The sequence below is a fragment of the Pseudoalteromonas sp. RWi3 genome (assembly GCF_054960735.1).
This window is the reverse complement of the sequence record NZ_JBHNYL010000015.1, coordinates 55,228-81,295: the sequence shown is the minus strand read 5'-3', so window position 1 is coordinate 81,295 and position 26,068 is coordinate 55,228. Positions and strand designations below refer to the sequence as shown.

General features: G+C 40.2%; 23 protein-coding genes. 4 read left to right on the top strand and 19 right to left on the bottom strand.

Features of this window, described 5'->3' with window-relative positions; genetic code table 11:
• Positions 1 to 312 precede the first annotated feature (312 nt).
• On the bottom strand, positions 313 to 1,035 hold the full coding sequence (gene trmJ / locus ACFI4Z_RS16040) for a tRNA (cytosine(32)/uridine(32)-2'-O)-methyltransferase TrmJ (protein WP_462671453.1): 723 nt from the start codon (positions 1,033 to 1,035) through the stop codon (positions 313 to 315).
• Between the two features lie 329 nt (positions 1,036 to 1,364).
• Here trmJ and suhB point away from each other — a divergent pair, with 329 nt between their 5' ends.
• Positions 1,365 to 2,168, top strand: a complete 804-nt coding sequence (gene suhB / locus ACFI4Z_RS16035; RefSeq protein WP_099296831.1) for an inositol-1-monophosphatase — start codon at positions 1,365 to 1,367, stop codon at positions 2,166 to 2,168.
• Between the two features lie 39 nt (positions 2,169 to 2,207).
• On the opposite strand, the gene ACFI4Z_RS16030 is transcribed toward suhB, so the two are convergent.
• From ACFI4Z_RS16030 to queA, 8 genes are all read right to left on the bottom strand, one after another.
• The gene (locus tag ACFI4Z_RS16030; RefSeq protein ID WP_462671452.1) at positions 2,208 to 3,020 is read right to left on the bottom strand and encodes a substrate-binding periplasmic protein; all 813 of its coding nucleotides are present in this window, start codon (positions 3,018 to 3,020) and stop codon (positions 2,208 to 2,210) included.
• 66 nt (positions 3,021 to 3,086) lie between these two features.
• Positions 3,087 to 4,874, bottom strand: coding sequence for an EAL domain-containing protein (locus tag ACFI4Z_RS16025; RefSeq protein ID WP_462671451.1), 1,788 nt, complete (start codon positions 4,872 to 4,874; stop codon positions 3,087 to 3,089).
• 73 nt (positions 4,875 to 4,947) lie between these two features.
• On the bottom strand, positions 4,948 to 5,478 hold the full coding sequence (locus ACFI4Z_RS16020) for a hypothetical protein (RefSeq protein ID WP_462671450.1): 531 nt from the start codon (positions 5,476 to 5,478) through the stop codon (positions 4,948 to 4,950).
• Positions 5,479 to 5,550: 72 nt separating this feature from the next.
• Complete coding sequence (gene secF / locus ACFI4Z_RS16015; RefSeq protein ID WP_462671449.1) at positions 5,551 to 6,498, bottom strand: protein translocase subunit SecF; 948 nt, start codon at positions 6,496 to 6,498, stop codon at positions 5,551 to 5,553.
• Positions 6,499 to 6,507: 9 nt separating this feature from the next.
• Complete coding sequence (gene secD / locus ACFI4Z_RS16010) at positions 6,508 to 8,367, bottom strand: protein translocase subunit SecD (RefSeq protein ID WP_462671448.1); 1,860 nt, start codon at positions 8,365 to 8,367, stop codon at positions 6,508 to 6,510.
• 22 nt (positions 8,368 to 8,389) lie between these two features.
• A complete protein-coding gene (gene yajC / locus ACFI4Z_RS16005) occupies positions 8,390 to 8,728 on the bottom strand; it encodes a preprotein translocase subunit YajC (RefSeq protein ID WP_099296837.1) in 339 nt (112 codons plus the stop codon).
• A 36-nt stretch (positions 8,729 to 8,764) separates the two neighbouring features.
• Entirely contained in the window at positions 8,765 to 9,892 is a 1,128-nt protein-coding gene (gene tgt, locus ACFI4Z_RS16000) for a tRNA guanosine(34) transglycosylase Tgt (RefSeq protein ID WP_462671447.1), read from the bottom strand.
• 172 nt (positions 9,893 to 10,064) lie between these two features.
• Complete coding sequence (gene queA / locus ACFI4Z_RS15995; RefSeq protein WP_462671446.1) at positions 10,065 to 11,096, bottom strand: tRNA preQ1(34) S-adenosylmethionine ribosyltransferase-isomerase QueA; 1,032 nt, start codon at positions 11,094 to 11,096, stop codon at positions 10,065 to 10,067.
• A gap of 162 nt (positions 11,097 to 11,258) precedes the next feature.
• On the opposite strand from queA, the gene ACFI4Z_RS15990 reads away from it, so the two are divergent.
• On the top strand, positions 11,259 to 13,775 hold the full coding sequence (locus ACFI4Z_RS15990; RefSeq protein WP_462671445.1) for a two-component system response regulator: 2,517 nt from the start codon (positions 11,259 to 11,261) through the stop codon (positions 13,773 to 13,775).
• Between the two features lie 210 nt (positions 13,776 to 13,985).
• Positions 13,986 to 14,186, top strand: a complete 201-nt coding sequence (locus ACFI4Z_RS15985) for a hypothetical protein (RefSeq protein WP_462671444.1) — start codon at positions 13,986 to 13,988, stop codon at positions 14,184 to 14,186.
• Positions 14,187 to 14,237: 51 nt separating this feature from the next.
• Here ACFI4Z_RS15985 and ACFI4Z_RS15980 read toward each other — a convergent pair whose 3' ends face one another.
• From ACFI4Z_RS15980 to ACFI4Z_RS15935, 10 genes are all read right to left on the bottom strand, one after another.
• On the bottom strand, positions 14,238 to 15,149 hold the full coding sequence (locus tag ACFI4Z_RS15980; protein ID WP_462671443.1) for a hypothetical protein: 912 nt from the start codon (positions 15,147 to 15,149) through the stop codon (positions 14,238 to 14,240).
• A 9-nt stretch (positions 15,150 to 15,158) separates the two neighbouring features.
• Positions 15,159 to 15,749, bottom strand: a complete 591-nt coding sequence (locus ACFI4Z_RS15975) for a hypothetical protein (protein WP_462671442.1) — start codon at positions 15,747 to 15,749, stop codon at positions 15,159 to 15,161.
• The gene (locus ACFI4Z_RS15970; RefSeq protein ID WP_462671441.1) at positions 15,742 to 16,284 is read right to left on the bottom strand and encodes an RNA polymerase sigma factor; all 543 of its coding nucleotides are present in this window, start codon (positions 16,282 to 16,284) and stop codon (positions 15,742 to 15,744) included. The genes ACFI4Z_RS15975 and ACFI4Z_RS15970 overlap by 8 nt, the downstream gene beginning before the upstream one ends.
• Before the next feature lie 122 nt (positions 16,285 to 16,406).
• Positions 16,407 to 17,315, bottom strand: coding sequence for a hydrogen peroxide-inducible genes activator (locus ACFI4Z_RS15965; RefSeq protein ID WP_462671440.1), 909 nt, complete (start codon positions 17,313 to 17,315; stop codon positions 16,407 to 16,409).
• Positions 17,316 to 17,408: 93 nt separating this feature from the next.
• Positions 17,409 to 18,677: an inorganic phosphate transporter gene (locus tag ACFI4Z_RS15960; protein ID WP_099296846.1), complete on the bottom strand. Its 1,269-nt coding sequence runs from the start codon at positions 18,675 to 18,677 to the stop codon at positions 17,409 to 17,411.
• A gap of 39 nt (positions 18,678 to 18,716) precedes the next feature.
• A complete protein-coding gene (locus ACFI4Z_RS15955) occupies positions 18,717 to 19,394 on the bottom strand; it encodes a TIGR00153 family protein (RefSeq protein ID WP_099296847.1) in 678 nt (225 codons plus the stop codon).
• A 171-nt stretch (positions 19,395 to 19,565) separates the two neighbouring features.
• Complete coding sequence (gene phoU, locus ACFI4Z_RS15950) at positions 19,566 to 20,267, bottom strand: phosphate signaling complex protein PhoU (RefSeq protein WP_462671439.1); 702 nt, start codon at positions 20,265 to 20,267, stop codon at positions 19,566 to 19,568.
• Positions 20,268 to 20,321: 54 nt separating this feature from the next.
• The gene (gene pstB / locus ACFI4Z_RS15945; protein ID WP_462671438.1) at positions 20,322 to 21,149 is read right to left on the bottom strand and encodes a phosphate ABC transporter ATP-binding protein PstB; all 828 of its coding nucleotides are present in this window, start codon (positions 21,147 to 21,149) and stop codon (positions 20,322 to 20,324) included.
• Positions 21,150 to 21,168: 19 nt separating this feature from the next.
• Positions 21,169 to 22,818 carry a phosphate ABC transporter permease PstA gene (gene pstA, locus ACFI4Z_RS15940; RefSeq protein ID WP_462671437.1) on the bottom strand — a complete coding sequence of 550 codons (1,650 nt, stop codon included), beginning with the start codon at positions 22,816 to 22,818 and terminating at the stop codon, positions 21,169 to 21,171.
• Positions 22,819 to 22,833: 15 nt separating this feature from the next.
• Positions 22,834 to 25,068: an ABC transporter permease subunit gene (locus tag ACFI4Z_RS15935; RefSeq protein ID WP_462671436.1), complete on the bottom strand. Its 2,235-nt coding sequence runs from the start codon at positions 25,066 to 25,068 to the stop codon at positions 22,834 to 22,836.
• A 376-nt stretch (positions 25,069 to 25,444) separates the two neighbouring features.
• Here ACFI4Z_RS15935 and ACFI4Z_RS15930 point away from each other — a divergent pair, with 376 nt between their 5' ends.
• The gene (locus tag ACFI4Z_RS15930) at positions 25,445 to 25,951 is read left to right on the top strand and encodes a glycine cleavage system transcriptional repressor (RefSeq protein ID WP_462671435.1); all 507 of its coding nucleotides are present in this window, start codon (positions 25,445 to 25,447) and stop codon (positions 25,949 to 25,951) included.
• The last annotated feature ends 117 nt before the right edge of the window (positions 25,952 to 26,068 follow it).

Below are 26,068 nucleotides of genomic sequence, written 5' to 3'. Positions count from 1 at the left end.
GCAAATTTTAATTACCAGAGTAAAATAGTCAAGTATTATTATGAAGACTAGGTTCTAGGTTCTAGGTTCTAGGTTCTAGGTTCTAGGTTCTAGGTTCTAGGTTCTAGGTTCTAGGTTCTACAAGACAGTATTGAGTCATTTACTTGACTGTTAAAGGTGTTCTAGTTTTTTCCTAGAACCTTTGTCTTCCTAGCGCCTTTATCTTCCTAACTCACTTCAATACCCGACCTTTTTGGTCAAGTATTGTGTTCATTGTAATTACCTGAGTAATTTAGTCAAGTATTACTCATTAAAAGTGCTTATAACTTTCGCTTATTTTATAGACTTGTTTATTGACGTTAAAATGCCGCGTAAAATATTCATCTCAGCGTCTTCTGGGCGTGCGCGGTTAAATAAACGACGCAATTTAGTCATAACGAGACCAGGATGCTGTTTAATAATAAAGCCGGTGTTATGAAGTGTTTCTTCTAAGTGATCGTAAAATAACTCGGTTTGTTTTGAGCTTGGGTATACCGCTTCGTCTTCTTCAACCTTTTTAGGTTGTTGATTTAAAAATGCCATACGCGTTTCATAACACAGTGTTTGAACCGCCATTGCTAAGTTTAACGAACTGTATTCTGGATTAGCAGGAATACACACATGGTAATTACAAAGCTGTAATTCTTCATTAGTTAGCCCGCTATTTTCTCGACCAAACACCAACGCAACAGGACCATCTACGGCCTCATCGACAAGTTTTTCTCCACATTCACGTGGCTCAACCATAGGCCAAGATAAAGTACGTGAACGCGCACTTGTACCAATGGTAAGCGCACAATCAGCAATAGCATCTGCAACGGTATCAACAATCACCGCATTACCTAGTACATCAGTAGCACCGGCAGCGAGTGCACTGGCATGACTATCAACTTCACACGCTGGGTCAACTAAATAAAGCTTTGATAAGCCCATGGTTTTCATTGCACGTGCTGCAGAACCAATATTACCTGAATGCGAGGTGTTTACTAAAACAATACGGATGTCATCTAAGATCATTGCGGTGTTACTTAACTCATACAAAAAATTGGCGGGAATTGTAGCACGTATATTAGCTCTAAGCGATAAGCTGCGTAGGTTCTAGGTTCTAGGTTCTAGGTTCTAGGTTCTAGGTTCTAGGTTCTAGGTTCTAGGTTCTAGGTTCGTCACAAAATCCTTTGTTTAAAGCCAAAGTACAAATTTTTTATATGCTTTTTACCTTGCAACTCAAACCCGTACAAAAAACACTCAGAACTATTTGGGGTTTGGTGTTTACTTTGTGTCAAAAGTCGCTAGAATACGCCAGCTTAAAATATATAAACGTTCTTTTACAACCCAAAGGTAAAACCATGCATCCAATGTTAAACATTGCGGTTCGCGCTGCGCGTAACGCAGGCAAACTTTTACTTCGCGCAAGTGAAGATTTATCAAAAGTTGAAGTGCAACAAAAAGGCACTAACGACTTAGTTACAAATATTGATAAAGAAGCTGAAGCCGTAATCCGTGACACTATTTTACAGTCTTACCCTACTCACTCTATTGTGGGTGAAGAATTAGGTGAGCACAAAGGCAAGGATGCAGATTACCAATGGATTGTAGATCCTATTGATGGCACTACTAACTTCATCAAAGGGCTTCCTCATTTTGCGATTTCTATCGCGCTTAAAGTTAAAGGTCGTTTAGACCAAGCTGTAATATACGACCCTATCCGTGGCGAGCTTTTCACCGCTTCACGTGGTCAAGGCGCACAGCTTAACAGCAAACGTCTTCGCGTAAGCAAAACAACTGTTCTTGCAGGTACCGTTCTTGCTACAGGTTTCCCGTATAAAAACAAACACCACATGGATGCATACACTGAAGCATTCAAAGCATTGTTTGTTCACACTGCAGATATTCGTCGTGCGGGTTGTACTGCGTTAGATATGGCATATGTTGCCGCTGGTCGTGTTGATGGCTTCTTCGAAATTGGCTTAAAGCCTTGGCACAGTGCTGCAGGTGAACTAATGGTTAAAGAAGCGGGCGGTATGGTTGTAGATTTCGCTGGCGGTAATAACTATAACCAAAGCGGTAACCTTATTTGTGGTGCACCAAAACTGACACAAGCGATTATTCGTGAGATTCGTCCAGTTTTAACTGAATCATTACTACGCTAAGATTCAGTACGTAATAAAAAAGGAGCTTGGGCTCCTTTTTTATTGCGTAAAATGAGGATTAACTAACTTAATTTCTATCGCTTTTGCTTCATCAAAGGGTAATGCGTTTAAGTCATCACTAAAGTATTTATTAAATAACGCTAAAAACTCTCCCGTCTTCTGCATTTTCGTTAACCCTTGCTCTATTGCGTTAGCCAGTTCTGGCTTTTCTTTGGATACAAAATAATAAAATGCCGCAGGATAGTGAAAGTATATATTTGGCACTATTGCCAGCTCACTATTATTTACCTCTTTAAGCTCTGAGCTAACTTCAATAAATGATCGAGGAAAGTAATCAATACGCCCTGCAGCTGTTAAACCAAACATAGCTTCATAATTAGCTAAAGGCCTAACGTTTAATCCATTATGTGACAAAACTTTTGTATCTGGCCAGTCATGCCCTTGAACTGCCGTTAAAGGCTTGAGCTGTTCAAGTGTTGTTATATTCTTAAACTGAGGCAACAATGCACGTTGTGTAACTAAAGCGCGCTTACCTATATAACCTCGATACAATGGGATTTTAATGGCGATTGCTAGCGTTTCTCGCTCAGGACTTGTCATACTCCAGTATAAATCAACATCATTGTTTTGTAGGGTGATCAGTGTACGTTGTTGGTGGGGGTGAACAATAATATGATTCAATGTAGCTGAATAGTTTGCCGCTTCAAGCGCTTTGATCAGCAGTGTACTTAAATATTCGTCACGCTTGTATTGAACACGGGGCTCTTGCGCAACATTGATAGTTTGAGCAGATAATGTTGCACAATAAAAAATAAAGCTATTTATGAGTAAATAAAAAAATGATTGTGTCATTGATATTATTTTCTATGGGTTTTCTTTAACCTACACCCTGTTGAATAAATACTCAAGCGTTCTATTTTATAGCACTTTTATATCGGATGTTAACCTTACTACAGCTGGAGCTGGGCTACGTCGTTTACAGACAAATAAGTGACTTTCACGATAACGTTTAGCCTCTTTTTTAGCGTCAGTAGCAAGAGCTGCAACTTGATGACTGTTATTACACAATGCTAAATCAGGCTCAACTAAGCCAATAGATAATGTCAGTAACGGTACGAATTTTTTTTCGCCTTCACGGTTACAGGCCCAGTATCCTCCACTGGCAATATGTTCTGGCGTAAAAAATGCCCTAGATTCTAGCTCAAATTGTTTAATGATGAAGTTACAAATCATAACAGCATCATCACTATCAAACACCACCATAAAATCATCCCCACCTATGTGACCAACAAAGCTAGGTATATTCGCGCACGCTTGAACCGTGACATTCGCTAATAACTTAATGACGCTATCACCACTGGCATAGCCATATAAATCGTTAAACTGTTTAAAGTGGTTTAAATCAATATAGGCAAGTGAAAAGCTATTTTTAGTGCGTAAACGGTGCTCTATTGCTTCATTAATAGCAACATTACCTGGCAACATGGTCAGAGGGTTTGCATGTTGTGCATGTCGTATTTTTTCTTCTGTAATATGTTTTAAAATATCGCGTAACGGTGCTAAACCTAAGTATTGCTCAGAACGTGTAATGATTATGTGGCGACGAATATCAAAATCATGCTCTGTAATTTGCTGGCTTACGGTATCTAACAATTGATTTTCATCAACTATCAGTGGCTGCTTATGCATTAACGCTGTTACAGGTTGTTTACCGTATAATGCATGCCCATAAGGTGCTGCAAATACTTCGGTTAGTTGGTCTTTATGCAATAGCCCTACAGGCTGCTGTTGCTCGTTTATAACGGCGATACTGATTATTGTTTTGTCTTGTTCAAATATCTTATGAGCATCTTTGCAACGAGTTTCACTCATAATCGCGGCTTGTTCAACGGCCAACCAACCTATAGCCATTGATTGTTCATGTTGGTTACTTAAAGGTGAAAAGTTAAGCTGCTCTAACTGTGGGCTTTTAAATTCAGTACTTGGTTTTGTGTTTGGTCGTTCGAGCAAAAACCCTTGAGCATTGACTATACCTAGGCTTTCTAATAAATAAAGTTCTTCTATTCGCTCTATGCCCTCAGCAATGACCTCTGTATTAGTTACTTTAGCCAGTTCGATAATCGATTTTAAAAACTCTTTTTTCACCACACTTTGATCGCAATGATCTATAAAGTAGCGGTCTATTTTAACAAAGTCTGGGCATAGTTCTGACCACTGTTTTAAACCAGAGTAACCAGCACCGAGGTCGTCAATAGCAATTGAAAAGCCTAATTTACGATAATGCGCAATAGTTTTAAGCAGTAAAAAGCCATCATCCACTTTTTCTTGTTCAGTTACTTCAATAACCACACGACTGGCAGCAAGTCCAAACTTTTCAATCAGGTGAAGTGTTTCGCCTTTTGGATGGCATGGGTCAAGTAGCGTTTTGGGGCTTACATTCAAAAACAGTTTGCCCTTTAGGCCTAGTTTCACAAAACTTTCTATGGCTGTTGAGCGGCACAGTAATTCTAATTCAGATATTTTATCGTAATTAATAGCGGCACTAAACAGTTCGCTTGGCATCTCAAGTAAACTGCCTGCGGGGCCTCGGCTCAATGCTTCGTAACCCAATATCTGTTTGCCAGAAATATCAAAAATAGGTTGAAACAAAGTTGTTATATCACTGTTATGCAATATATTTTCTAAAGAACGCTGCTGCTCACTCACCTATCACCAAGCCAATACAAATTATTAAGAGGCACATAAAGTAGCAATTATGTATGACAATTTTATGTCAGCTTTACGGCTTTTGGGTAAGGCTCTTTTTAACCTGATCATAATGCGCTAAAGCTGAGATTATCTCATGTTCAGGCACTAGCAATATCTGCTCATTTTTATCTGCTTTAATACTAAGCACTTGAACAGTCACAGCATGAACTAATACTGCTTTTGCATGGTAACAGATAGGATCATTAAATTTGGGGAGTGCTAAATTCGACAGCTGCTTGCTTGTTATTTTTTCAAGTGCGGGAGAAGTTAATTCTGCTAATGCTGCGTTTAGCGCGGTTAAATAATTTGTGCACTGAGGGTGCTGCTGCATAAACTGATCTAATAGCGCATTTGAAACTTTAACAAGCGCAGCTGATTCACTTGTTAAATTAGCAAGGCCTTGGCCCATATTTATCGCATTAAGAAGCTGTGATGCTTGGACATAAAAAGCCTCTGCAGGAGACAGTTTTTTTACTTCAGTTTTTACTTGCGGCTCTGATAGGGGTTTATCGCAAGCCGTTAATATAAAAACCAAGCACACGAATACGAACAACTTAAACATAAATCAACACAACCCGTAATAACAATAAAAGCCGCTTAAGTAAGCGGCTTTTATATAAGTGCAAAGCTAAACCTATGGCATTGGGTCTAGATCTGCCCCTTCTTTTTCAATCACTTCTGGAATCAAATCTTCTTTGCTTACACCCATTGCAATTGCAACAGCACTAGCAACATAAACAGAAGAATAAGTACCTATAAACACACCGAACAATAATGCAGTGGCAAAGCCATGAATTGTTTGACCACCCCATACGAATAATGAAATCAATACCAGGATTGTGGTAATTGATGTCACTAAAGTACGATTAAGTGTTTGTGTGAGTGAGATATCGATGATTTCAATGGTGTCGTCGATACGAACTTTACGGAAGTTCTCACGAATACGGTCAGATACAACAATTGTATCGTTAAGTGAGTAACCTATTACTGCTAGTATCGCAGCAAGAATGGTTAAATCAAACTCCAAACCAAGCACTGAGAACAACCCTAGCGTAATAATCACGTCGTGCATAAGTGCCGCTACTGCACCTAGTGCAAAACGCCATTCAAAGCGAAACGCAACATAGATCAAGATACAAATAAGAGCAGTTAACATGGCAAGACCACCCTGCTCTTTTAAATCTTCACCAACACTTGGGCCAACAAACTCGATACGACGCATTTCAACGCTATCATCGGCCGTTTTTAACGCGGCGATTACTTGGTTACCAATCACCTCAGCTTTCACGTCGTCACCACGAGGTGCTAAACGGACTAAGATTTCTTGGCTGGAGCCAAATAATTGCACCGATGCATCAGCAAAACCATTTTCGGCCAATACTGAACGTACATTTTTTAAATCCGCTGGCTGAGAAAAGCCAACCTCTACCGCTGTACCACCGGTAAAATCAAGGCCAAAGTTTAAACCTTTAACAAAGATAGACGCAAGTGAAGCTAAAATAAGTAGCGTTGAGATACCCATTGCAACTTTGCGTAACGACATGAACTTTAATGTTCTACCGCCTAATCTTAAAATTTGCATCATTGCTCCTTAAATTGACAGCTTATCGACACGTTTACCACCGATAAATAAGTTGATAACGGCACGTGTACCAACAATCGCTGTAAACATTGAAGTCAAAATACCAATCGCTAATGTTACGGCAAAGCCTGCAATTGGACCGGTACCCACAGCAAATAAGATAATCGCTGCGATTAAGGTCGTGATATTCGCATCAAAGATTGTACTAAATGCACTGTCATAACCATGATGAACGGCTTGTTGAGGGCTACGGCCATCAGCCAGCTCTTCACGAATACGCTCAAATATTAGTACATTGGCATCAACCGCCATACCAACTGTTAGTACAATACCTGCAATACCAGGCAGTGTTAACGTTGCGCCAGGAATAAGTGACATAACGCCAATTATCAACACTAGGTTAGCCGCCAATGCAATATTCGCAACTAAACCAAAGCCTTTGTAATAGATCAGCATAAACACTAGAACAAACAAGAAACCTAGTGCAACGGCAGTCATACCCGCTTCAATATTTTCTTGGCCTAAGCTTGGTCCTACAGTACGCTCTTCTACGATTTGAATTGGTGCTACAAGTGCACCAGCACGAAGTAGTAAGCTTAAGTTATGCGCTTCTGCAGGGTTATCAATACCGGTGATACGGAATGAACGGTCTAAACGCGCCTGAATTGTCGCAACGTTGATAACCTCTTCCACTTTAATCGGCGGAAGTGCTTTACCGTTGGCATCTTTTTTACCTGATGGCTTGTATTCAATAAATACCGTAGCCATACGCTTACCAATTGCACGCTTGGTAAACGCATTCATTTTAGCGCCACCTTTGCTATCAAGGGTAATACTTACTTGTGGTCGTTGATATTCATCAGCACCTGATTGTGCACCTGTGATGTGGCTACCTTCAAGAATGATGCGCTTTTTAAGCACCACAGGGTAACCATCACGGCTCATGATCATTTCTGTGCCTGGCGGAATACGCCCTTGCGCTGCCGCTGATACGTCTGCGTTCTCGTCTACTTCACGAAACTCAAGCGTTGCTGTTGCACCAAGAATTTCTTTCGCACGTGCGGTATCTTGAACACCTGGTAACTGTACAATAATGCGCTCAGCACCTTGACGCTGTACGTTAGGCTCTGCAACACCTATTTGGTTGATACGGTTACGAATAATTGTTTCGTTTTGCTTGATAGCATAGTCACGAATTTCTTTTAGCTTTAAATCACTCAGGTTGGCATAAAACGCGTTATCATTTGAGCTATCATCGATGAAGGTATGAAGTGGGTAGCGAGTTTGTAAGAAGCGCTCAGCTGCATCTTTATCTTCTTCGCTACGCATTTCAACACGCATACGTTCACTGTTTGCTACTCGGCGGATGGAGCGATAACGAAGCTTTTCACCACGTAGGTCACTCTTATAGTCTTGCTCCATTTGTTCCAGCGCGTTATCAACAGCTGTCACCATGTCGATTTCCATCGTAAAGTGAACACCGCCACTTAAATCCAAGCCCAACTTCATTGGGTTACCACCAAGGGTTTTTAACCAATGAGGTTGCGCCGGGGCCATATTAATGGCTGAAATGTAATCTTCGCTTAGTGAGTTACGCAATAAATCTTGCGCTTTTAATTGTTCTTCTACGTTTTTGAAACGAACTAAAATTTGTCCATTTTCAAGTTTTGTAGATTTCACCGTTACATTATTATCTTTGAGGATGCCATTTACTGTATCTAATACACTGAGTTCAACATCTACACCTTTTGCGCCAGAAACCTGTATTGCCGGATCGCGACCATACAGGTTTGGTGAAGCATATAAAAGGCCCATTGCTAACACAGCGATAACAAGTAAATACTTCCATAATGGAAACTTGTTTAACACGAGTCTGTCCTTATTATTATATTTATAGCGACTTCATTGTGCCTTTAGGCAGCACTGCAGAAACTGCTGATTTTTGCACAGTCACTTCAGCTTGATCGTTTAATGAAATAACGATGAAATCTTTATCTTCTGCGATTTTAGCAATTTTACCCACTAAACCACCTTGGGTAAGTACTTCGTCACCCTTTGCCATCGCATTCATTAAGCTTTTATGCTCTTTAACGCGCTTTGCTTGTGGACGGTAAATCAAAAAGTAAAACACTAAACCAAAAATAGCTAACATGATCAGCATTTCGTAACCACCGCCAGCTGGCGCTGCACCTGCCGCACTTGCGTGGGCGTTTGAAATAAATAAACTCATAACACTTCCTCTTTAATTTTTATAAAATTTGATTTCTTAGTTTTCTGTATTAGCAAGCTCTGGCACTTCTTGGCCTCGGCGCGCATAAAAATCGTTTACAAACTCATCAAGCTTACCTTCGCTAATCGCATTGCGTAGGCCTTCCATAACACGCTGATAGTAACGTAAGTTATGAATTGTGTTTAGTCGCGCACCTAAAATTTCGTTACACTTATCAAGGTGATGTAAGTATGCACGCGAATAATTTTTACATGTGTGGCAATCACACTCAGGATCCAACGGACCGGTATCTGTTTTATGCACTGCGTTACGGATTTTAACAATGCCGCCAGTCACAAATAAGTGACCATTACGTGCATTTCGCGTTGGCATAACACAGTCAAACATATCAATACCACGGCGTACCGCTTCGACTAAGTCTTCTGGTTTACCTACGCCCATTAAGTAACGCGGTTTTTTTTCAGGCATTTTGTAAGCGCAATGATCAAGAATGTTGATCATTTCATTTTTTGGCTCACCTACTGATAAACCACCTAATGCGTAGCCATCAAAGCCAATTTCTTCAAGGCCTTTTTGCGACTGCGCGCGAAGCTCAGGGTACATACCACCTTGAATAATACCAAATAAAGCAGACGGGTTATCACCATGACCTTCCTTCGAACGCTTAGCCCAACGAAGTGATAATTCCATTGAATCTTTTGCTTCTTTTTCAGTCGCTGGGTACGGCGTACATTCGTCAAATATCATTACAATATCTGAACCTAAATCACGCTGTACTTGCATTGCTTTTTCTGGCGAAAGCATTATTTTTTCACCATTGACTGGCGAGCTGAACAAAACACCTTCTTCAGAGATCTTACGCATTGCACCAAGGCTAAAAACTTGGAAGCCACCTGAATCGGTTAGGATAGGACGATCCCAGTTCATAAAATCATGTAAATCACCATGTTGTTTGATGATTTCAGTGCCAGGGCGAAGCATTAGGTGAAAGGTGTTCCCTAAGCAAATTTGTGCGCCGGTATCTTTTACTTCATCTGGGGTCATGCCTTTAACAGTACCGTAAGTACCAACAGGCATAAATGCAGGTGTTTCTACAACACCTCGGTCAAAAATCAAGCGGCCGCGGCGCGCTTTACCGTCAGTACGGTCTAATTCAAATTTCATATCATCCTCAATGTCAGAAAAACAGTCCAACAAGCTATAATTTAACCGTTCGATTCTAACCTTTTTGTTAGCGCAATACTATTAATTGGGCTAAAAGTGAGAATTAAAAGAGCGATTACTCAAATCAAAAAGCCCAACACTCGGCTGGGCTTTAAACACATTTAATTAACCCTTATTTACGGGTTAAAAACATCGCATCACCGTAACTAAAAAAACGGTACTTTTGTTCTATCGCTGTTTGATATGCTGACATAATATTGTCTTGCCCTGAAAAAGCGCTCACTAACATAATCAAAGTCGATTCAGATAAATGAAAATTAGTGACCATGGCATCGACTACGTTAAATTGATATCCCGGATAAATAAAGATATCTGTATCACCAAAGTAAGTATCAAGCTTACCGCCATGAATTTTAGCCGCTGACTCAAGCGAACGAACAGACGTGGTGCCTACCGCGATAACACGCCCACCGTTTGCTTTAGTTTTAGCAACTGCAGTAACAACATCATCAGGCACTTCAATATATTCTGAGTGCATTATGTGGTCATCAACCGAATCAACGCGAACTGGCTGAAAAGTCCCTGCCCCTACGTGTAACGTGACAAAGGCCATGTTAACCCCTTTATCTTTTAACGCTGCCATAAGCTTATCGTCAAAATGTAGACCCGCTGTTGGCGCTGCTACTGCGCCGGGTTTTTCACCATAGACAGTTTGATAACGCTTACGATCATCCTCTGTATCAGGGCGGTCAATGTAAGGCGGTAATGGCATGTGACCAATATCATTAAGGATCTCGAGTACATTTTCGCTGCCGGTAAATTTAAGCTCAAACAGTTCTGCATGGCGACCTACCATGGTTGCTTTTGCCTTACCTTCTAAAGTAATAACTGAGCCTTCTTTAGGCGATTTACTTGCACGCACATGAGCCAGCACTCTGTGCTCGTCTAATACCCGCTCAACAAGTACTTCAACTTTACCGCCTGATTCTTTTTGCCCATACATACGAGCAGGAATAACTTTAGTATTGTTAAATACCAGTAAATCGTTTTCATTCACTAATTCTAAAATATCACTAAATACTTTGTGCTCTAATGCCCCTGTTGGGCCATCTAAAGTTAGTAAACGGCTACTTGTTCTGTCTTCTTTTGGAAAACGAGCAATAAGCTCATCAGGTAGGTCAAAACTAAAGTCTGCTACGCGCATAACATATACATCCAGATCAAAAAATTCGCGCCAAGTTTAACCCTATCAAACGCATTGCTCAACTAAGTTTAAAAACCCAAGAATGTTTTCTTGTGGTTAAGGACAAATGGCATTATCCTAATCTACTGAATTAACATAGGTTGAATAAGAGGTAGTGATGTCATGGCTAAGCAGCTCCAATTGCTGATTTTAAATGCCAGTATGGCTGAACGGCAGACTATTAGGTCGACTCTAAGCAAACTTAATGTGTTTACTTTCATTGAGGTCGATGACACTCAGCAGGCACTCGACCTTCTGAAAAACCAGGCTGTTGATATTATTATTACCGGCTTAGATGTCGGTAAAATTGACGGCTGGCGCTTCTCTCGAATGATTCGCTCAGGGCTATTAAAAACGCCAAAAAACACACCTATTGTACTAACCCCCCCTATTTATTGTGAAAGAATCGCTGAAACAACAGCGCGCAGTTATGGCATTGATGCGGTATTACCGTTTGAACGTCAAGATATGTTGCCTCAAGTACTTGCCAATGTATTATCAACGCATTTAGAAAAAAGTAGCCGCTTAAATCTTTTACTTATTGAACTTGACGATAAAAAAGCGGATGAAATTGAGCAAACATTGGCGCTTAATTTTGCCTGCACCCGCACAAAAACAAATAAACAAGCTTTGGCAATATATCTACAGCAAACTTTTTCTATTGTGTTGTTGGATGCCACCTCAGCAAATGCCGTGGCGGCAAGTAAACTTGTTGAAGAAATGCTACAACATAATCCCAAACAAGCCATAGTAACAATAATAGATACGCGCGATGCTGATTACGCTGAACAACTGCTGCTGTCGGGGGTTACTGACTTTATTCGTACGCCATACGAGCCTACGTTTTTAAGCAAAGTATGTGACCATGCCGCGCGTCGCGAAGATTTTATGGTGAGTTATGCTGAGTTTGCCCAAAAAGTGGAGCAATTGAGTCAAAGCCAAAGTCGCTACAAAGAACTTTTTTCGGCCCATCAGCGCATATTGTTACATTTGAATACGGTTGTGCTTGAATTTGATCAACAAGGTCTTATTCGGTTTATTAATCCCGCATGGGAATCTCTATCTGGCTTTGGTATTAAACACACCTTAACTAAGTCATTAACTGACTTTTGTGAAGAAGAGTGTAAAGTAAAATTACTCGCCACCATAAGTAATATTCTAAATGGGGGCAAAGAGCAGCAAAAAGTAGAAATTCAGATCCAGCATAAAGAAAGGCGTGCTATTTGGGTTGAATGCCGTCTACAGCTTATTAAAAATAGCAGTAATGCCGCCAGTATAACCGCCACAATAGACAACATCCATGAACGAAAACAAGCGGAACTACAGCTACGCCATTTGGCTCTTCATGATACATTAACAGGCCTACACAACCGTTATTACTTTGATCAACAGCTCAACCTTATTTGTCAGCCTGAATATACATTTGCTCAAAGTGAACATGCACTTATTTACATAGATTTAGATCATTTTAAAATAATTAACGACAGCAAAGGCCATCAGCAAGGTGACATCGTACTCAAGGAAGTTGCCCAGCTATTCACAGCAAATATCAGTGATGAACACTTGATTTGTAGAATTGGTGGTGATGAGTTTGCTGTTATTTTAAAGAATATGAATCTATTAGATGCACACTTAGTTGCTGAAAGCATTTGTATGGCGATTGATGGGCATCAGTTTAAGTCTGAAGAACAAGTATACTCAATCAGTTGTTCCATTGGTTTAACGCAAATAACAGCGGCAAATAACGACCCGAGTGAATGTTTAAAACAAGCAGATATTGCACTTTATGTTGCAAAAAGTTTAGGTAGAAATTTAGTTCATTGTTATTCAAAAGATGATGCAAACCACAACACCTTGCAAGCGGGTCTTGAGTGGGGACACAGCATACGCCAAGCTTTACAGCAAGATCAGATAGAATTGCATTATCAGCCTATTTGGGACTTTAAAAGAGGCGAAGTAGCGTACTTTGAAGCTCTCTTACGCTTAAAGTTAGGCGATGAATTGGTTTATCCAAATCAGTTTATACCATCGCTTGAACTTCTCAATGATACCTACCTGATGGACCAGTGCGTTATTCGTAATGCGATAGCTGCGATTGCCAAGCATCCAGAGCTCAGCCAAGTAGCTATTAACTTATCTGCGCAATCATTCTTAGATGAACGCCTGTTACCTCATATTGAGTCAACTCTAAAAGACTATAATTTGCCACCGACACGGGTGATCTTCGAAATCACCGAGTCAGCAAGTATAAATAACTTAACGGCAACTCGTGCGATGATTGAAAAGCTCAACCGCCTTGGTTGCCACTTCTCTATTGACGATTTTGGCACAGGATTCAGCACGTTCAATTACCTCAAGCAATTACCTGCTCAACATGTCAAAATTGATGGTTCATTTGTAAGAGATATGCTTAATGATCCGATTGATTTAGCCTTGGTTAAAGCCATTAATGATATTAGCCGTTCCTTAGATAAGCGCTCTGTAGCTGAGTACGTTGAAAATAAAGATATTTTCCTAGCATTAAAAGAAATAGGTGTTGATTATGGGCAAGGTTACTTTATAGCACGGCCTCAACCTGTAGAAAAAATAGCCGATGAGCTCGAAAAAATATCTAAAAATAAAACTTTTTACGAACAATAACCTAGCTTGAGCATTACAAATTTATACATTTTTAACCAATTTTATACTTTCATCTAGCCGTAACTCTTCTATACTTTTACTCGACGTTGTTAAATGTCTTGCTTATAAACAGATAGACAAAAATAAACAAGACATCATAGATTGACAAGAACGTACCATTATAAAATAACATGCTGTTTTTGGTGGTTTTGTCGATTAAGGAGCTAGGTTATGGTGCAATTGATCGTGTTAATACTAATAGTGAACTTGGGTATAGCGTACCAATGCTATAAATATGCCACTAGAAAAGGTTACCCTAAAACTACGTTTGCCTGCTTAGGCCTAGTGCCGTATTTTAATTTAGTTGTCTGGGTTTATTTGTTGTTTCTGCCTGATATTACCCACCTCAATAAACAATTTGAATTTGAATGACACAATGAAAAGCAGCCATTATAAATGACTGCTTTTCATTCTAAATATTTACTAAAATTGGTAACTAACGGCTTTGAGTGCCAAATCACTGGCCTTAGTTTCACCAATCACACATTTTTTGATATCGCTTTTATTAAATACCTTAATTAAACTTTTATTGTTTTGCCCCAAGCCACCTAACACAAAACTAACATGCTCATTATTTGGTAAGCTACGCAGCCCACTACCATAATCACAAAGCGTTAAACTAATACTTTGGTTAATTTTTTCGAGTAACTGCTTTTGCTCTGCGGCTTTTTGTTTCTCACGTTGCGCTTGTCTAGCAGTAATTTCTTGGCGTGCTTTTTTTTGTTCCTTAGTCAGCTTGGTTTGTTGTTTTTCAAGTGCTTTAATCTCTTTTTCTACGCTTTTTTTACGCGCTGCTAACTCTTTTTCTTCAGCGCTATTATCATGACGTGTCGCGAATTCTAAATCACGTCTTTCACGTTCTAAGTCTCGCAACTCGCGGCTCACATCTCGCTCTTTCTCAGCGATGTCGCGCACTTTTTCTGCTCCATCACGCATTACTTCCATTGCATGTTGATACGCTTCTCGTGAAGACTCCACTGCCTGTTCACTAATGATTTCCACCTGATCACTGATAAATTCAATGTGTACATCTGAAAAATCAATGTCAGGCATAGGAGGTAATGGTGCATCAGGTGCCCCGCTAAAAATAGCATGCCAGCGATTTGCCCCTCTAATATCTAATTCAAACACTATGCCTTGTTTAGCGAAGTAATTTGCGTTTATGGCGCGCACTTTTTTATCCGTGTCTTGCTTTAACGCCGTGCTAAGTATATTTTCCATTATGCTAACTTCACGGGCAATTGCACTTAATTGTTCAGGTGCTTGCGCTTGCGATTGAACACTTGCACACCCAGTTACAATAGCAATAACACTACACATCATCATTTTTTTCATAATTTACTCCTAATTTTTTGCGATTGCAGCCATGGGCTGCGCTTGAACTTGTTCGGCTATATCATTTAACTGCATCCGTAGATAAGCGTGATCTTGCGCTCGTTGCGTTCTTATATAACTAATTAGACTATTAATGTCTTCTTGGCGCTCGACCCGTCCAGTCGCTATGGCTTTTTTAGTTAATTGATACATATGCTGTTGTTGCAGTTCATTTTGTGCCGAAATAATATTTTGTAGTTGATCTATTTGCTTTTGCTGGGATTGCAACAAAGTTGTTTGCTTTAGCAGTTGCGCCGACAACTCATGTTGATCATTTTTATGTGGCACTAAATACACCAGAGCGCAAACTATAATAGAGGCTGCAACGGCCCATGTAGCACTATTGCTTTGGTTGTTGTACCTTGCTTTTATCCCTAAAGTAGATGACCGATTCCAATCAGGCACAGGTTGCTGTTTATAGTCACTGCTTTGCGCTTGCCAGCGCTGTGCTTGTGCTAGCATTGCACTGTATTGCGCGCTCGCTTTTAATTGCTCGAGCGCCTCATCTGTAATTGGCTTGCCTTCTAACCATTGCTCAAAAAGTGTGTCTAAATTAGCCATCAACAGCCTCCAAATGAACTTTTAATTTACCCAATGCACTGTACAAACGTGATTTAGCTGTATTGGTTGATATGTCCAACTGCAATGCAATTTCATCAAACGTACAATGCTGAAAAAACTTTAACTCCACCACCAAACGTTGCTCCCAAGGTAAGTTATTCATCATTACCTTGAGCTGATTATGCTCTAATTCCACGATTTGGTTTTGCTCAAGCTCACCGTGTTTACAAGTCTGCTCAAGGGTATCATCGAGCGGCTGATAAACATGCCGGCGGCGATAAAATTCAACCCCGCGACGATGTACTATTTGAAAGACCCACGTATTGAAACTGGCGTCACCACGAAAGTTGTGCAAACTTTTATATACAGAAATAAATACTTCCTGCATCAGATCCATTGCATCATCAGGATTGCTTAACATACGCAAACAATAATTATAAACGGAGCCCTCATGCTGCTTCACGAGCTTGATCCACGCTCGCTTATTACCCTGCTGCGCTTTTTTGATTAAGGTTTCTTCTGATTGGAAAAACACAATTCTCAGTTTTTAGTTTATTTACTTATTATGTTAGTCGAGGACATGAGAGGAATAGTTTGAAGATCCACAAAAAAAGCGCAATTAAATTGCGCCTTTTTCATAACTTGTTGTTTAATAAATCAAACTTGACATTGTTTCGCTAAAAACTCTTTGAGCGCTTGGCTAAAGAGCCTAAAGTCACCAATTCGCCCGGTCGTTTTACGCCATAAGATACCTATATCACGATAAGCATCACCCTTTGAGGGGGTCGCGAGCATGTTCTTGTTTGCTAAAATTCCGGCATTGATAGCCATTTGCGGCAAGAAGGTCACGCCAAGCTGATATTCGACCATACTAAGCAAAGTGTGTAAGCTGGCCGCTTCAAACGGATTAATGCAGCTTGAACGATTTAAGTGGCAAGCACTCAGCGCATGGCCTGTCATACAGTGCTCCCGTTCTAGTAAGAAGACACTTGCATCAGGCAATAAATTAAAGTCTTCTATACCTGCAGCGGGCTTATAATCTTCATGATGCACTAAACTAAAATGATCTTGCGCAAGTACCTGAGTATGAAATTTATCAGTCTCATAAGGTAATGCTAATAGTGCTAAATCAATGTGCCCATGCTCTAACTTATCAAGTAAGTTGTCGCTGGTGTCTTCTACAAGCACAAGTTCTAACTCGCTAAATTGTTGCTGACAAAAATGATAAAGAGGCGCGGCGATAAAGCTTGCAATTGTTGGTATAACACCAAGAGTCAACTTACCACTCAGTGGATTAAGGTGACTTTTAGTTAACTCTTTAACACTCATGGTATCGTCGATAATTTTTCGAGCACGTTCAACAACCTCTTCGCCAACAGCAGTAAACATTAAACTACGATTCTCACGCTCAATAAGCTGACAGCCTAAGGTTTCCTCAAGTGTTTGAATTGCGCTGCTCAATGTCGATTGACCGATAAAACAGGCACTGGCTGCGCGGCCAAAGTGTTGATGCTGATGCACAGCTAATAGATACTGCAACTGCTTAATACTGGGTAGATTAGTCATTACTTTTGTTACCTACAAATAAAAAGACCCCAATACCTAGGGCATTGAGATCTTTTCAAGCTAAAAGTCTGTGCTACTTAAAAGCTACGGGAATTAGACTCCGAACGCAGTTCTTAATATGTAGAAAATAACAATAGCAAGACCTGCGCCTACTGGCAATGTTATTACCCAAGAAACCACAATGTTTCTGACTACACCCATGTTTAGTGCAGCGATACCACGAGCCATACCTACACCTAACACCGCACCAACAAGGGTTTGTGTGGTAGAGATAGGTAACCCAGTACCCGATGCAATAACAACGGTAGATGCTGCGGCAAGTTCAGCAGCAAAACCACGGCTAGGTGTTAAATGTGTAATACCTTCACCAATTGTTTTGATTACTTTCTTACCTAAAATAGCAAGACCTGCAACAATACCGATACCACCTAGTGGTAATATCCACCACGCAAGTGCAGCTTTCTTAGCAATTTCACCATTGTTTTCAACTATATTTACAACTGCAGCTAATGGACCAATCGCATTAGCAACATCGTTTGAACCATGGGCAAATGCCATACAACAAGCAGTTAATACCATTAAGATTGCAAACACTTTTTCAACATTGTTGAACTGCATTTTTTTATCCGCTTGCGGGTCTATCTTCAAGCGAGAAATAGCAACTTTACCCAGTAAACCTACTACTACTGCAATGGCGATGGCTAAGGCATAACCTTCAACAGCGCCTAGATTCACACCTATATGCTTTAGACCTTTTTTAATAGTAACCAAAGACATAATAAAACCAGCCAGGCCCATATAAATTGGTACAAAGCGTTTAGCATTTTTAAGTGGAGATTCGGTATCGAAAATCAACTTTTGCGCACTCATAAATATTAAGTATGCAATAAAGCCTGAAATAGCAGGTGTTACAATCCAACTACCTACAATACCTGCAACTTTACCCCATTGAATAGCTTCACTACCTACTGCTACAAGGGCGAAACCAATGATAGCACCGATGATTGAGTGAGTTGTTGAAACAGGCCAACCTAAGAACGAGGCAATGAGTAACCAACTACCTGCTGCAAAAAGCGCTGAAATCATACCCAGCACCATCAATTCAGGGATATCCATAAATGGTGTTGAATCGATAATACCTTTACGAATTGTTGATGTTACCTCGCCACCGGCCAGATAAGCACCCGCAAATTCAAACACCATAGCAATTAAAATTGCTTGTTTGATTGTAAGTGCTTTTGAACCAACTGATGTCCCCATCGCATTGGCGACGTCATTCGCACCAATACCATAAGCCATAAAAAAACCGACAGCAGCGGCAATTAAAATTAATACCGTGCCATAAGATGCAATGATATCCATTGTGTAACCTTAATCTTTCGTTATTGAACTGAGTGTAAATTAACGAGCTAACATCAGCTCAAGACGTGAACCTACGCGTTCTGCTATATCAGCAAGTTCGCCGACCCATTCGATGATCTTATATAAAAACATCACATCGACTGGATTAAGTTTATCTTCTACGACGCGCAACTGGCGACGTATTTTGATTTGCATATCATCCGTGTCTTGTTCTATTGCATCCAATTCAACGAGCATTTTTTCAACCAAGGTCACTTCGCGACCTTTGAAGCCTGTTTCTAATAGCTCATCTAATTCATTGATTGCTTTTGATGCTTGTTTAGTCGCATCAACACAACGAGTTACATAGGCTAAGAAATCAGTTTGAATTTCTTTTGGTATGGTCATTTCACGACCAATTACACGACCAGCAATGTCTTTAGCTTTATTAGCAATTTTATCCTGCTGGGTGACGAGCTCAAGCAGATCTGTACGCTCTACCGGCATAAATAAACCACGCGGTAGTTGTAAACGTATATTTCTTTTCATGTCGTCGGCTTCACGCTCTAAATTACGAATGTCTAAGCGAATTTCTTCTGCTTGAGCCCACTCTTCTTTAAAAACGTGGTGGAAAAAAGGGATCAACGCTTTACTTGCTTGATGTACCTTCTTGATGTGATCTTCCATTGGCTTGATAGGAGATTTTGCGAATACCCCTAAAAATGCGTTTGTAGGCATAACTGACCCTTAAATCAAATTAGTATGCTTTGCAGCACGAATTTTACAGCATTCACAACGATTGTGAACGCTTTTTATTATTTAGCGCCATTCTGCGTGCAATATTTACTAAAGTAAAAGAATAAAAAGCGACACAAGGTCGCTTTTTGGCATGGTAATGAGAAGATAAAGCTATAGTGACTTTTCAATATCTTCTTGAGATGTATGGCGAATATCTTTGCCATTAACAAAGTAGATAATATATTCCGCAATATTTTGACAGCGATCACCGATACGTTCTAATGAACGAACAGACCACACCAAATCCATAATTTTTGGGATGGAGCGAGGATCTTCCATCATATACGTCATTATTTGACGTGTGATAGCTTCATATTCGCGGTCAACTTTGGCATCTTCTTTATGTACTTCAAAGGCTCTTTGGACGTCCATACGGGCAAATGCATCCAAAACATCGTGCAACATTTTAGATACTTGGCGACCCATATTCTCAATATTCACTAATAAATCTTGCTGATCTTTGGTAAATGAATCTAGTGCAACTTTTGCAATTCGCTCAGCTTCATCGCCAATTCGCTCTAAATCTGCAATTGTCTTCGCTATTGCAATAACTAAACGTAAATCACTGGCAGCAGGTTGACGACGCGCAATAATACGGGTGCATTCTTCGTCAATATTAACTTCCATGGCGTTAACTTTGTAATCGTTTTCACGCACTTTCCGAGCTAAGTCTGCATCTCCATTACTCACTGCATCAAGCGCACTGTTTAATTGCTGTTCAACTAAACCACCCATGCTCAAAACATGATTACGGACATTTTCAAGTTCTTGGTTAAAGCGACCTGAAATATGCTTATTAATATTGTGTTCCATTAGTTACCTTCTTATCAAATTCGTTTATTACTGCAAATTACCTACAACAAACTTCTAACCGTAACGACCCGTAATGTAGTCTTCAGTTTTCTTTTTGTTTGGCGTGGTAAATAGCGTATTGGTATCGGAATACTCAATTAACTCACCCATGTACATAAATGCAGTTTGATCTGATACACGCGCTGCTTGTTGCATGTTATGTGTAACAATAACAACGGTAAACTTATTTTTTAAATCGTTGATTAGCTCTTCAATAACCAAAGTGGAAATTGGATCAAGCGCGGATGTCGGTTCATCGAGTAACAACACTTCTGGTTCAATTGCAATTGAACGTGCAATAACTAAACGCTGTTGCTGACCACCTGACAGACCAAATGCACTATCATGTAAACGATCTTTCACTTCATCCCACAACGCAGCACCACGTAAAGACTGCTCAACTACTTCATCAAGCTTACGTTTTTCTTTAATACCTTGTAAGCGTAGGCCATAAACCACATTTTCGTAGATCGATTTTGGAAATGGATTTGGACGCTGAAACACCATACCAACATTACGACGAAGTGCAGCTACATCAACATTTTTATCATATATATTTTGACCATGAAGCAATATTTCACCTTCAATTCGGCAAATATCAACTAAATCATTCATGCGGTTAATACAGCGTAATAATGTTGATTTACCACAACCTGACGGCCCGATAAATGCGGTTACTTGACCCTTAGGGATCTTCATATTAACCGAGCTTAATGCTTGTTTATCACCATAGTAAAGATCCAAGTCCTTGATCTCGAGTGCTGTTTGCTCTTTACCTAAATTCTCTAAGTCCAACTTCAAGCCTGTGCCTGACTGGTTTACTTGTGGAGCGACTGTAATCATGTCTTTTTACCTTTACTAATTAATGCTCAAGCGATCTGTATTTTTCACGTAAATGATTACGTATGCCGATTGCTGTGATATTTAATGTGATAATCACTGATACTAATAAGAATGCCGTGGCATATACCAGCGGACGAGCCGCCTCAACGTTCGGGCTTTGAAAGCCAACATCGTATATATGGAAGCCTAAGTGCATAAACTTTCTATCTAAGTGAAAATACGGGAAGTTACCATCAAGCGGTAGCGTCGGTGCCATTTTCACTACACCCACCAACATTAATGGCGCAACTTCACCCGCTGCGCGAGCAACAGCCAATATTAAACCTGTCATTATGGCTGGGCTTGCCATTGGTACAATAATACGCCACAAAGTTTCAGCTTTAGTAGCACCAAGTGCCAATGAACCATGACGCACTGTACTTGGAATTCTTGACAAACCTTCTTCTGTTGAAACTATAACAACAGGCAACGTAAGAATCGCAAGTGTCAATGCTGACCACATCACACCCGGTGTACCAAACACTGGGCTAGGCGCTGCTTCTGGGTAAAATAGTTGGTCTAAGCTTCCGCCTAACACATAAACGAAGAAGCCTAAGCCGAATACACCATATACAATTGAGGGTACACCCGCTAAGTTGATCACCGCGATACGAATCATTTTTGTCACTGCATTCTTAGCAGCATACTCATGTAAGTAAATTGCAGCAACAACACCAAATGGAGTCACAATCACTGCCATTAGCATTACCATGAATACCGTACCAAATATAGCAGGGAAAACGCCCCCTTCGGTATTAGCTTCACGTGGGTCGTCTGAAATAAACTTACCTAACTGTACAAAGTAGTGGCCTAGTTTTGCAAAAAAGCCCATATCGTTTGGTAACCAAAAATCGAGTACTTGGTAAAGTGGTATAGTGACACTTTCACCGCGCATATCTTTAACGGTTACTTTATCGCGCTTTGCTTGGTTACGAAGTGCAAAAAGTTGTTTTTCTAGCACCAAGTAATCAGCTCTAAGCGCTGCACGTTGCTGAGCAAGCTCTGCCACTCGCTCATCAGTCAACGCATCGTCTAATAAGTAAGACTTCTCCTGAAGACGCAAACGTTCGAGCTCATAGTTTATATGGCCGATGTCACCGTCTTGTAGATCTGCAGCTTGATCATTTAAGTCCACTGCACGATCAACCAGCTCTTCCAGTACTTGTTTTTTATTGTCAGTAATGACTTGCCCGTCTTTTATCACTGTTTCAATATAGCCGTAAAAATTACCATTTTTACTACGTTCAAATACTGCAAGATCCGCAGGAGTCGTCTTTGATTTTATATCCGTTTCAAGTACCCAACGGAAATCTAAATCTACGTATTCACGGTTACCCGTTTTAATGAGTAAACGTTCTAAGTTTTCTTTGTTAAAACCTGATAAATCTACGCCCATCGCTTCTAGGCGTGATTTTGGCACCATTTCTCGGTCATATACTTCACCAATAACGGTTTGTTTTGTCACTGAGCCATCTAGCTCAAATTGCACTACTTGTGAAGGCCAGAAAAAGCTTAACCCTTTCCATGCAATCATCGCTAATAATCCAAGAACAGATATCAAGCTGATACTTACTGCACCACCTGTCATCCATATCCAAGGAGAACCTGACTTAAACCACTGCTTTACCATGTCGTGTTTCTCCAATTACATTGAGCTGTATTTATCACGCAGCTGCTGACGAACAAACTCAGCCACTGTGTTGAAAATAAAAGTAAATATGAATAATACAAATGCCGCCAAGAATAGGATTCTATAATGTGAACTCCCTACTTCAGACTCAGGCATTTCAACTGCAATATTGGCCGCTAACGTACGCATACCTTGGAAGATACTCCAATCCATAATAGGTGTGTTACCTGTTGCCATAAGTACAATCATGGTTTCACCTACTGCGCGGCCTAATCCCATCATTACTGCAGAGAAAATACCCGGGCTGGCAGTTAACAACACAACGCTTACCAGTGTCTGCCATTGTGTAGCTCCTAAGGCAAGAGAGCCATTCGAAAGGTGCTTAGGTACACTAAATACCGCATCTTCAGCAATAGAGAAAATAGTTGGTATAACAGCAAAGCCCATCGCAATGCCAACAACTAATGAGTTACGTTGGTCAAATGTCATCCCTAATTCATTGGTCAGATATTGACGAACATTGCCATCGAACATCCACAGTTCAATTGCACCACTCATTGCAAACGCTAACCAACCAATCAGTAACACAACAGGAATAAGTAAAATTGAGTGAGACCCTTCAGGAATACGGTGACGAATGCTGGCTGGTAACTTTGTCCAGCCAAAAGCTGTGGCAATAATACCCAACGGTAACATAATCAATAAACCGACAATGGCAGGTAAATGCTCCTCGATTAATGGCGCAAGCCATAACCCAGCTAAGAAACCTAAAATTACCGTGGGTAATGCTTCCATTATTTCGACGGTGGGTTTAACTACCTTACGTAATTCACTCGACATAAAGTATGCTGTATAAATAGCCGCTGACAATGCAATCGGCACAGCAAATAACATGGCATACATTGCCGCTTTAATAGTACCGAATGAGATAGGTACTAAAGAAAACTTCGATTCAAAGTCATCGCTCGCAGAGGTTGATTGCCAAATATAACCAGGCTCAGGGTAGCCTTCATACCATACCTCTTGCCATAAAGCTGACCATGTAACCTCTGGGTGTTCGTTATGGATTTCTACAACGGTTAGCTTGTTGTCGGCTAAAATAAGTGCCGCATTCGAACGCGGCGCAATTGCAAAGTTTTCAATCGCACCATCGCTTACTTTACCTTGCCAAAGTTTTGCTTCACTGGTGGTGTAGTACAAACCTAACTCACCATTTGAACTGGTAGTAAAGAAGGTGCGGCGGTAAAACTCTGTAAAGATGTCTAGCTTGTTTTGTTTTGTTGTTTCAAAAGCACGAATCTTTTGATACTCACGACCGTCATCCGTGTTGACTTCAAACCACTGAGATACTTCGCCGTTGTCATTAGCAAGCATCAATGAGTTTGCACCGGCCAGAAGTTCTGCAGAAACTAAATTAGCATTTTCTTCGTTAGCAGCCAAAACCTGAATCAGTTCAACGTCGCTAGGAAAGCGCGTATCATAGATATAGATTTGATTTGCCGTGCGGACAAAAGTGCGTGTTGTATCTGGTGACATGAGCAATTGATCAATACGCCCATCAACATCTAATTCTGTGCGTTCAACTTGCCATTCAATTTCGCCCGTGAACATGTTTTCTTCAGCAACAAAGCTGCTAAACATTAGACGTTTATCAACGGTTTGCGCAACGATGGCCGTTTTCTCTTCATAGTGGCTAAAAGCAAACTGAGAAATGGCAGCACCTTGATCATCAACAACCAGTGACATTTCACCCAGTGGATAATCTAAACGAGGCGTTAATTTGCGTTTGTTGTTTGGAAAAGTAACTAAAAATTTTGGTACAACGATGACCGCTGAACCATTTTCCAAACCATATGCGTACTGCCCCTGAAAAGGCGCGCTTTTAGCAAAGCTTGATACTTTAGCGTCGAGTGTGACAGGGAGGCTTGTGAGTTTATTACCAAATGTTTGCTTTTCTACACTGTAAAAATCAACTGCGCCCGCTCTAGTCAGTAAAAACGCAACTTCTGTTTGCTCCTCTACACCTAGGCCTGCAATCTGCTCAATATTATTCAATTCAAAGCTATCGCGTGTTTCCACATTTGCAGATTCAAAAATAGGTTGAACTACATATAGCAAATAGAAAAATATTAACAGCAACGCTATTAATACCATTATACCGCCAGCAGTAATGCTAAATTGGGCAAACCGGTCTTTAAATAGACGGCTTCTATCCGTATTGAAAGACGGTTTATTCGGATTGGAAGTCATCGAAACACCTTTAAAACTTAACGTTGGCTTATTATATTTCACCAAGATGACAGTATTGTTACAGACGTCATAATAGCGTTAATTTGCTATCTAGCGATAACCAATAGCATTAAACGTTATTATTTATCAATAAATTAGCCTCTCACCATCAAGATGAGAAAATTTCACTTTTAAAATACTACATAATAAACAGTGAGTTAACTAATTTAAGTACAAGCAGCCTACTTTTTCTTTGTCTCAAATTGGAACCAAACCCAACAAAAGTTGGACAAAATAACCAACTGAGTCAATACTCAACTTGGCTTTATAAACATAATAATCATTCAACTCTTTCATGCCCGTGCATTTTTATAACGGCAATTTTAGGAATCTACTCATGAAGCAATTAGTTATCACTATTTTAGGGCACGATCGCCCCGGCCTTGTCGAAGACATTTCGTCTGCCATTTTAAGTCATCATGGAAATTGGTTAACAAGTAACTTGAGTCATTTAGCTGGACATTTTGCAGGAATTTTAGAAGTAACAGTACCTGAGGAGCATCTTAAAGAGTTACAAGTTGCACTCGATGAGTTGCCAGATTTAGAGGTCAAAATTGAAAACGGTGTCGAGTCAGTTGAAAATACACCCGCTGAAACATTGAACTTTGTTATTACAGGTAATGATCGCCCAGGGATAGTACAAGAGCTTGCCAGTGTTATTAGACACAAAGGTGCCAGCATTACTCACCTAAACTCTAAACAACAAAGCGCGCCAAATTGGGGAGTACCTATTTTCAGCGCTGTAGCAACAATTGAACTTCCACAGGGCATGAACAAAGATGAAGTTGTTAATGCGCTAGAGGCTATTACAGCTGATTTGATCGTTGACATTGAGTCAGCGTAAACCTCCCCCTACCTATGCAAATTCCCATGACAAACATGTAATGTAATTGACATGTTTGTCATGATAATGTCATCTTTTTGTACTACCTTTAAAGGAGACGTTATTTAAGGAATGAAT

What these genes read in the sequence shown, in the direction of transcription:
- ACFI4Z_RS15935 (WP_462671436.1), bottom strand. Translation starts at nt 25,068, where the DNA reads ATGACTTCCAATCCGAATAAACCGTCTTTCAATACGGATAGAAGCCGT.
- ACFI4Z_RS15955 (WP_099296847.1), bottom strand. Translation starts at nt 19,394, where the DNA reads ATGCCTACAAACGCATTTTTAGGGGTATTCGCAAAATCTCCTATCAAG.
- tgt (WP_462671447.1), bottom strand. Translation starts at nt 9,892, where the DNA reads ATGAAATTTGAATTAGACCGTACTGACGGTAAAGCGCGCCGCGGCCGC.
- pstA (WP_462671437.1), bottom strand. Translation starts at nt 22,818, where the DNA reads ATGGTAAAGCAGTGGTTTAAGTCAGGTTCTCCTTGGATATGGATGACA.
- secF (WP_462671449.1), bottom strand. Translation starts at nt 6,498, where the DNA reads ATGCAAATTTTAAGATTAGGCGGTAGAACATTAAAGTTCATGTCGTTA.
- queA (WP_462671446.1), bottom strand. Translation starts at nt 11,096, where the DNA reads ATGCGCGTAGCAGACTTTAGTTTTGACCTACCTGATGAGCTTATTGCT.
- ACFI4Z_RS15965 (WP_462671440.1), bottom strand. Translation starts at nt 17,315, where the DNA reads ATGACTAATCTACCCAGTATTAAGCAGTTGCAGTATCTATTAGCTGTG.
- ACFI4Z_RS16030 (WP_462671452.1), bottom strand. Translation starts at nt 3,020, where the DNA reads ATGACACAATCATTTTTTTATTTACTCATAAATAGCTTTATTTTTTAT.
- ACFI4Z_RS16020 (WP_462671450.1), bottom strand. Translation starts at nt 5,478, where the DNA reads ATGTTTAAGTTGTTCGTATTCGTGTGCTTGGTTTTTATATTAACGGCT.
- phoU (WP_462671439.1), bottom strand. Translation starts at nt 20,267, where the DNA reads ATGGAACACAATATTAATAAGCATATTTCAGGTCGCTTTAACCAAGAA.
- ACFI4Z_RS15990 (WP_462671445.1), top strand. Translation starts at nt 11,259, where the DNA reads ATGGCTAAGCAGCTCCAATTGCTGATTTTAAATGCCAGTATGGCTGAA.
- pstB (WP_462671438.1), bottom strand. Translation starts at nt 21,149, where the DNA reads ATGATTACAGTCGCTCCACAAGTAAACCAGTCAGGCACAGGCTTGAAG.
- ACFI4Z_RS15930 (WP_462671435.1), top strand. Translation starts at nt 25,445, where the DNA reads ATGAAGCAATTAGTTATCACTATTTTAGGGCACGATCGCCCCGGCCTT.
- ACFI4Z_RS15960 (WP_099296846.1), bottom strand. Translation starts at nt 18,677, where the DNA reads ATGGATATCATTGCATCTTATGGCACGGTATTAATTTTAATTGCCGCT.
- ACFI4Z_RS15975 (WP_462671442.1), bottom strand. Translation starts at nt 15,749, where the DNA reads ATGGCTAATTTAGACACACTTTTTGAGCAATGGTTAGAAGGCAAGCCA.
- ACFI4Z_RS15985 (WP_462671444.1), top strand. Translation starts at nt 13,986, where the DNA reads ATGGTGCAATTGATCGTGTTAATACTAATAGTGAACTTGGGTATAGCG.
- yajC (WP_099296837.1), bottom strand. Translation starts at nt 8,728, where the DNA reads ATGAGTTTATTTATTTCAAACGCCCACGCAAGTGCGGCAGGTGCAGCG.
- trmJ (WP_462671453.1), bottom strand. Translation starts at nt 1,035, where the DNA reads ATGATCTTAGATGACATCCGTATTGTTTTAGTAAACACCTCGCATTCA.
- suhB (WP_099296831.1), top strand. Translation starts at nt 1,365, where the DNA reads ATGCATCCAATGTTAAACATTGCGGTTCGCGCTGCGCGTAACGCAGGC.
- ACFI4Z_RS15980 (WP_462671443.1), bottom strand. Translation starts at nt 15,149, where the DNA reads ATGAAAAAAATGATGATGTGTAGTGTTATTGCTATTGTAACTGGGTGT.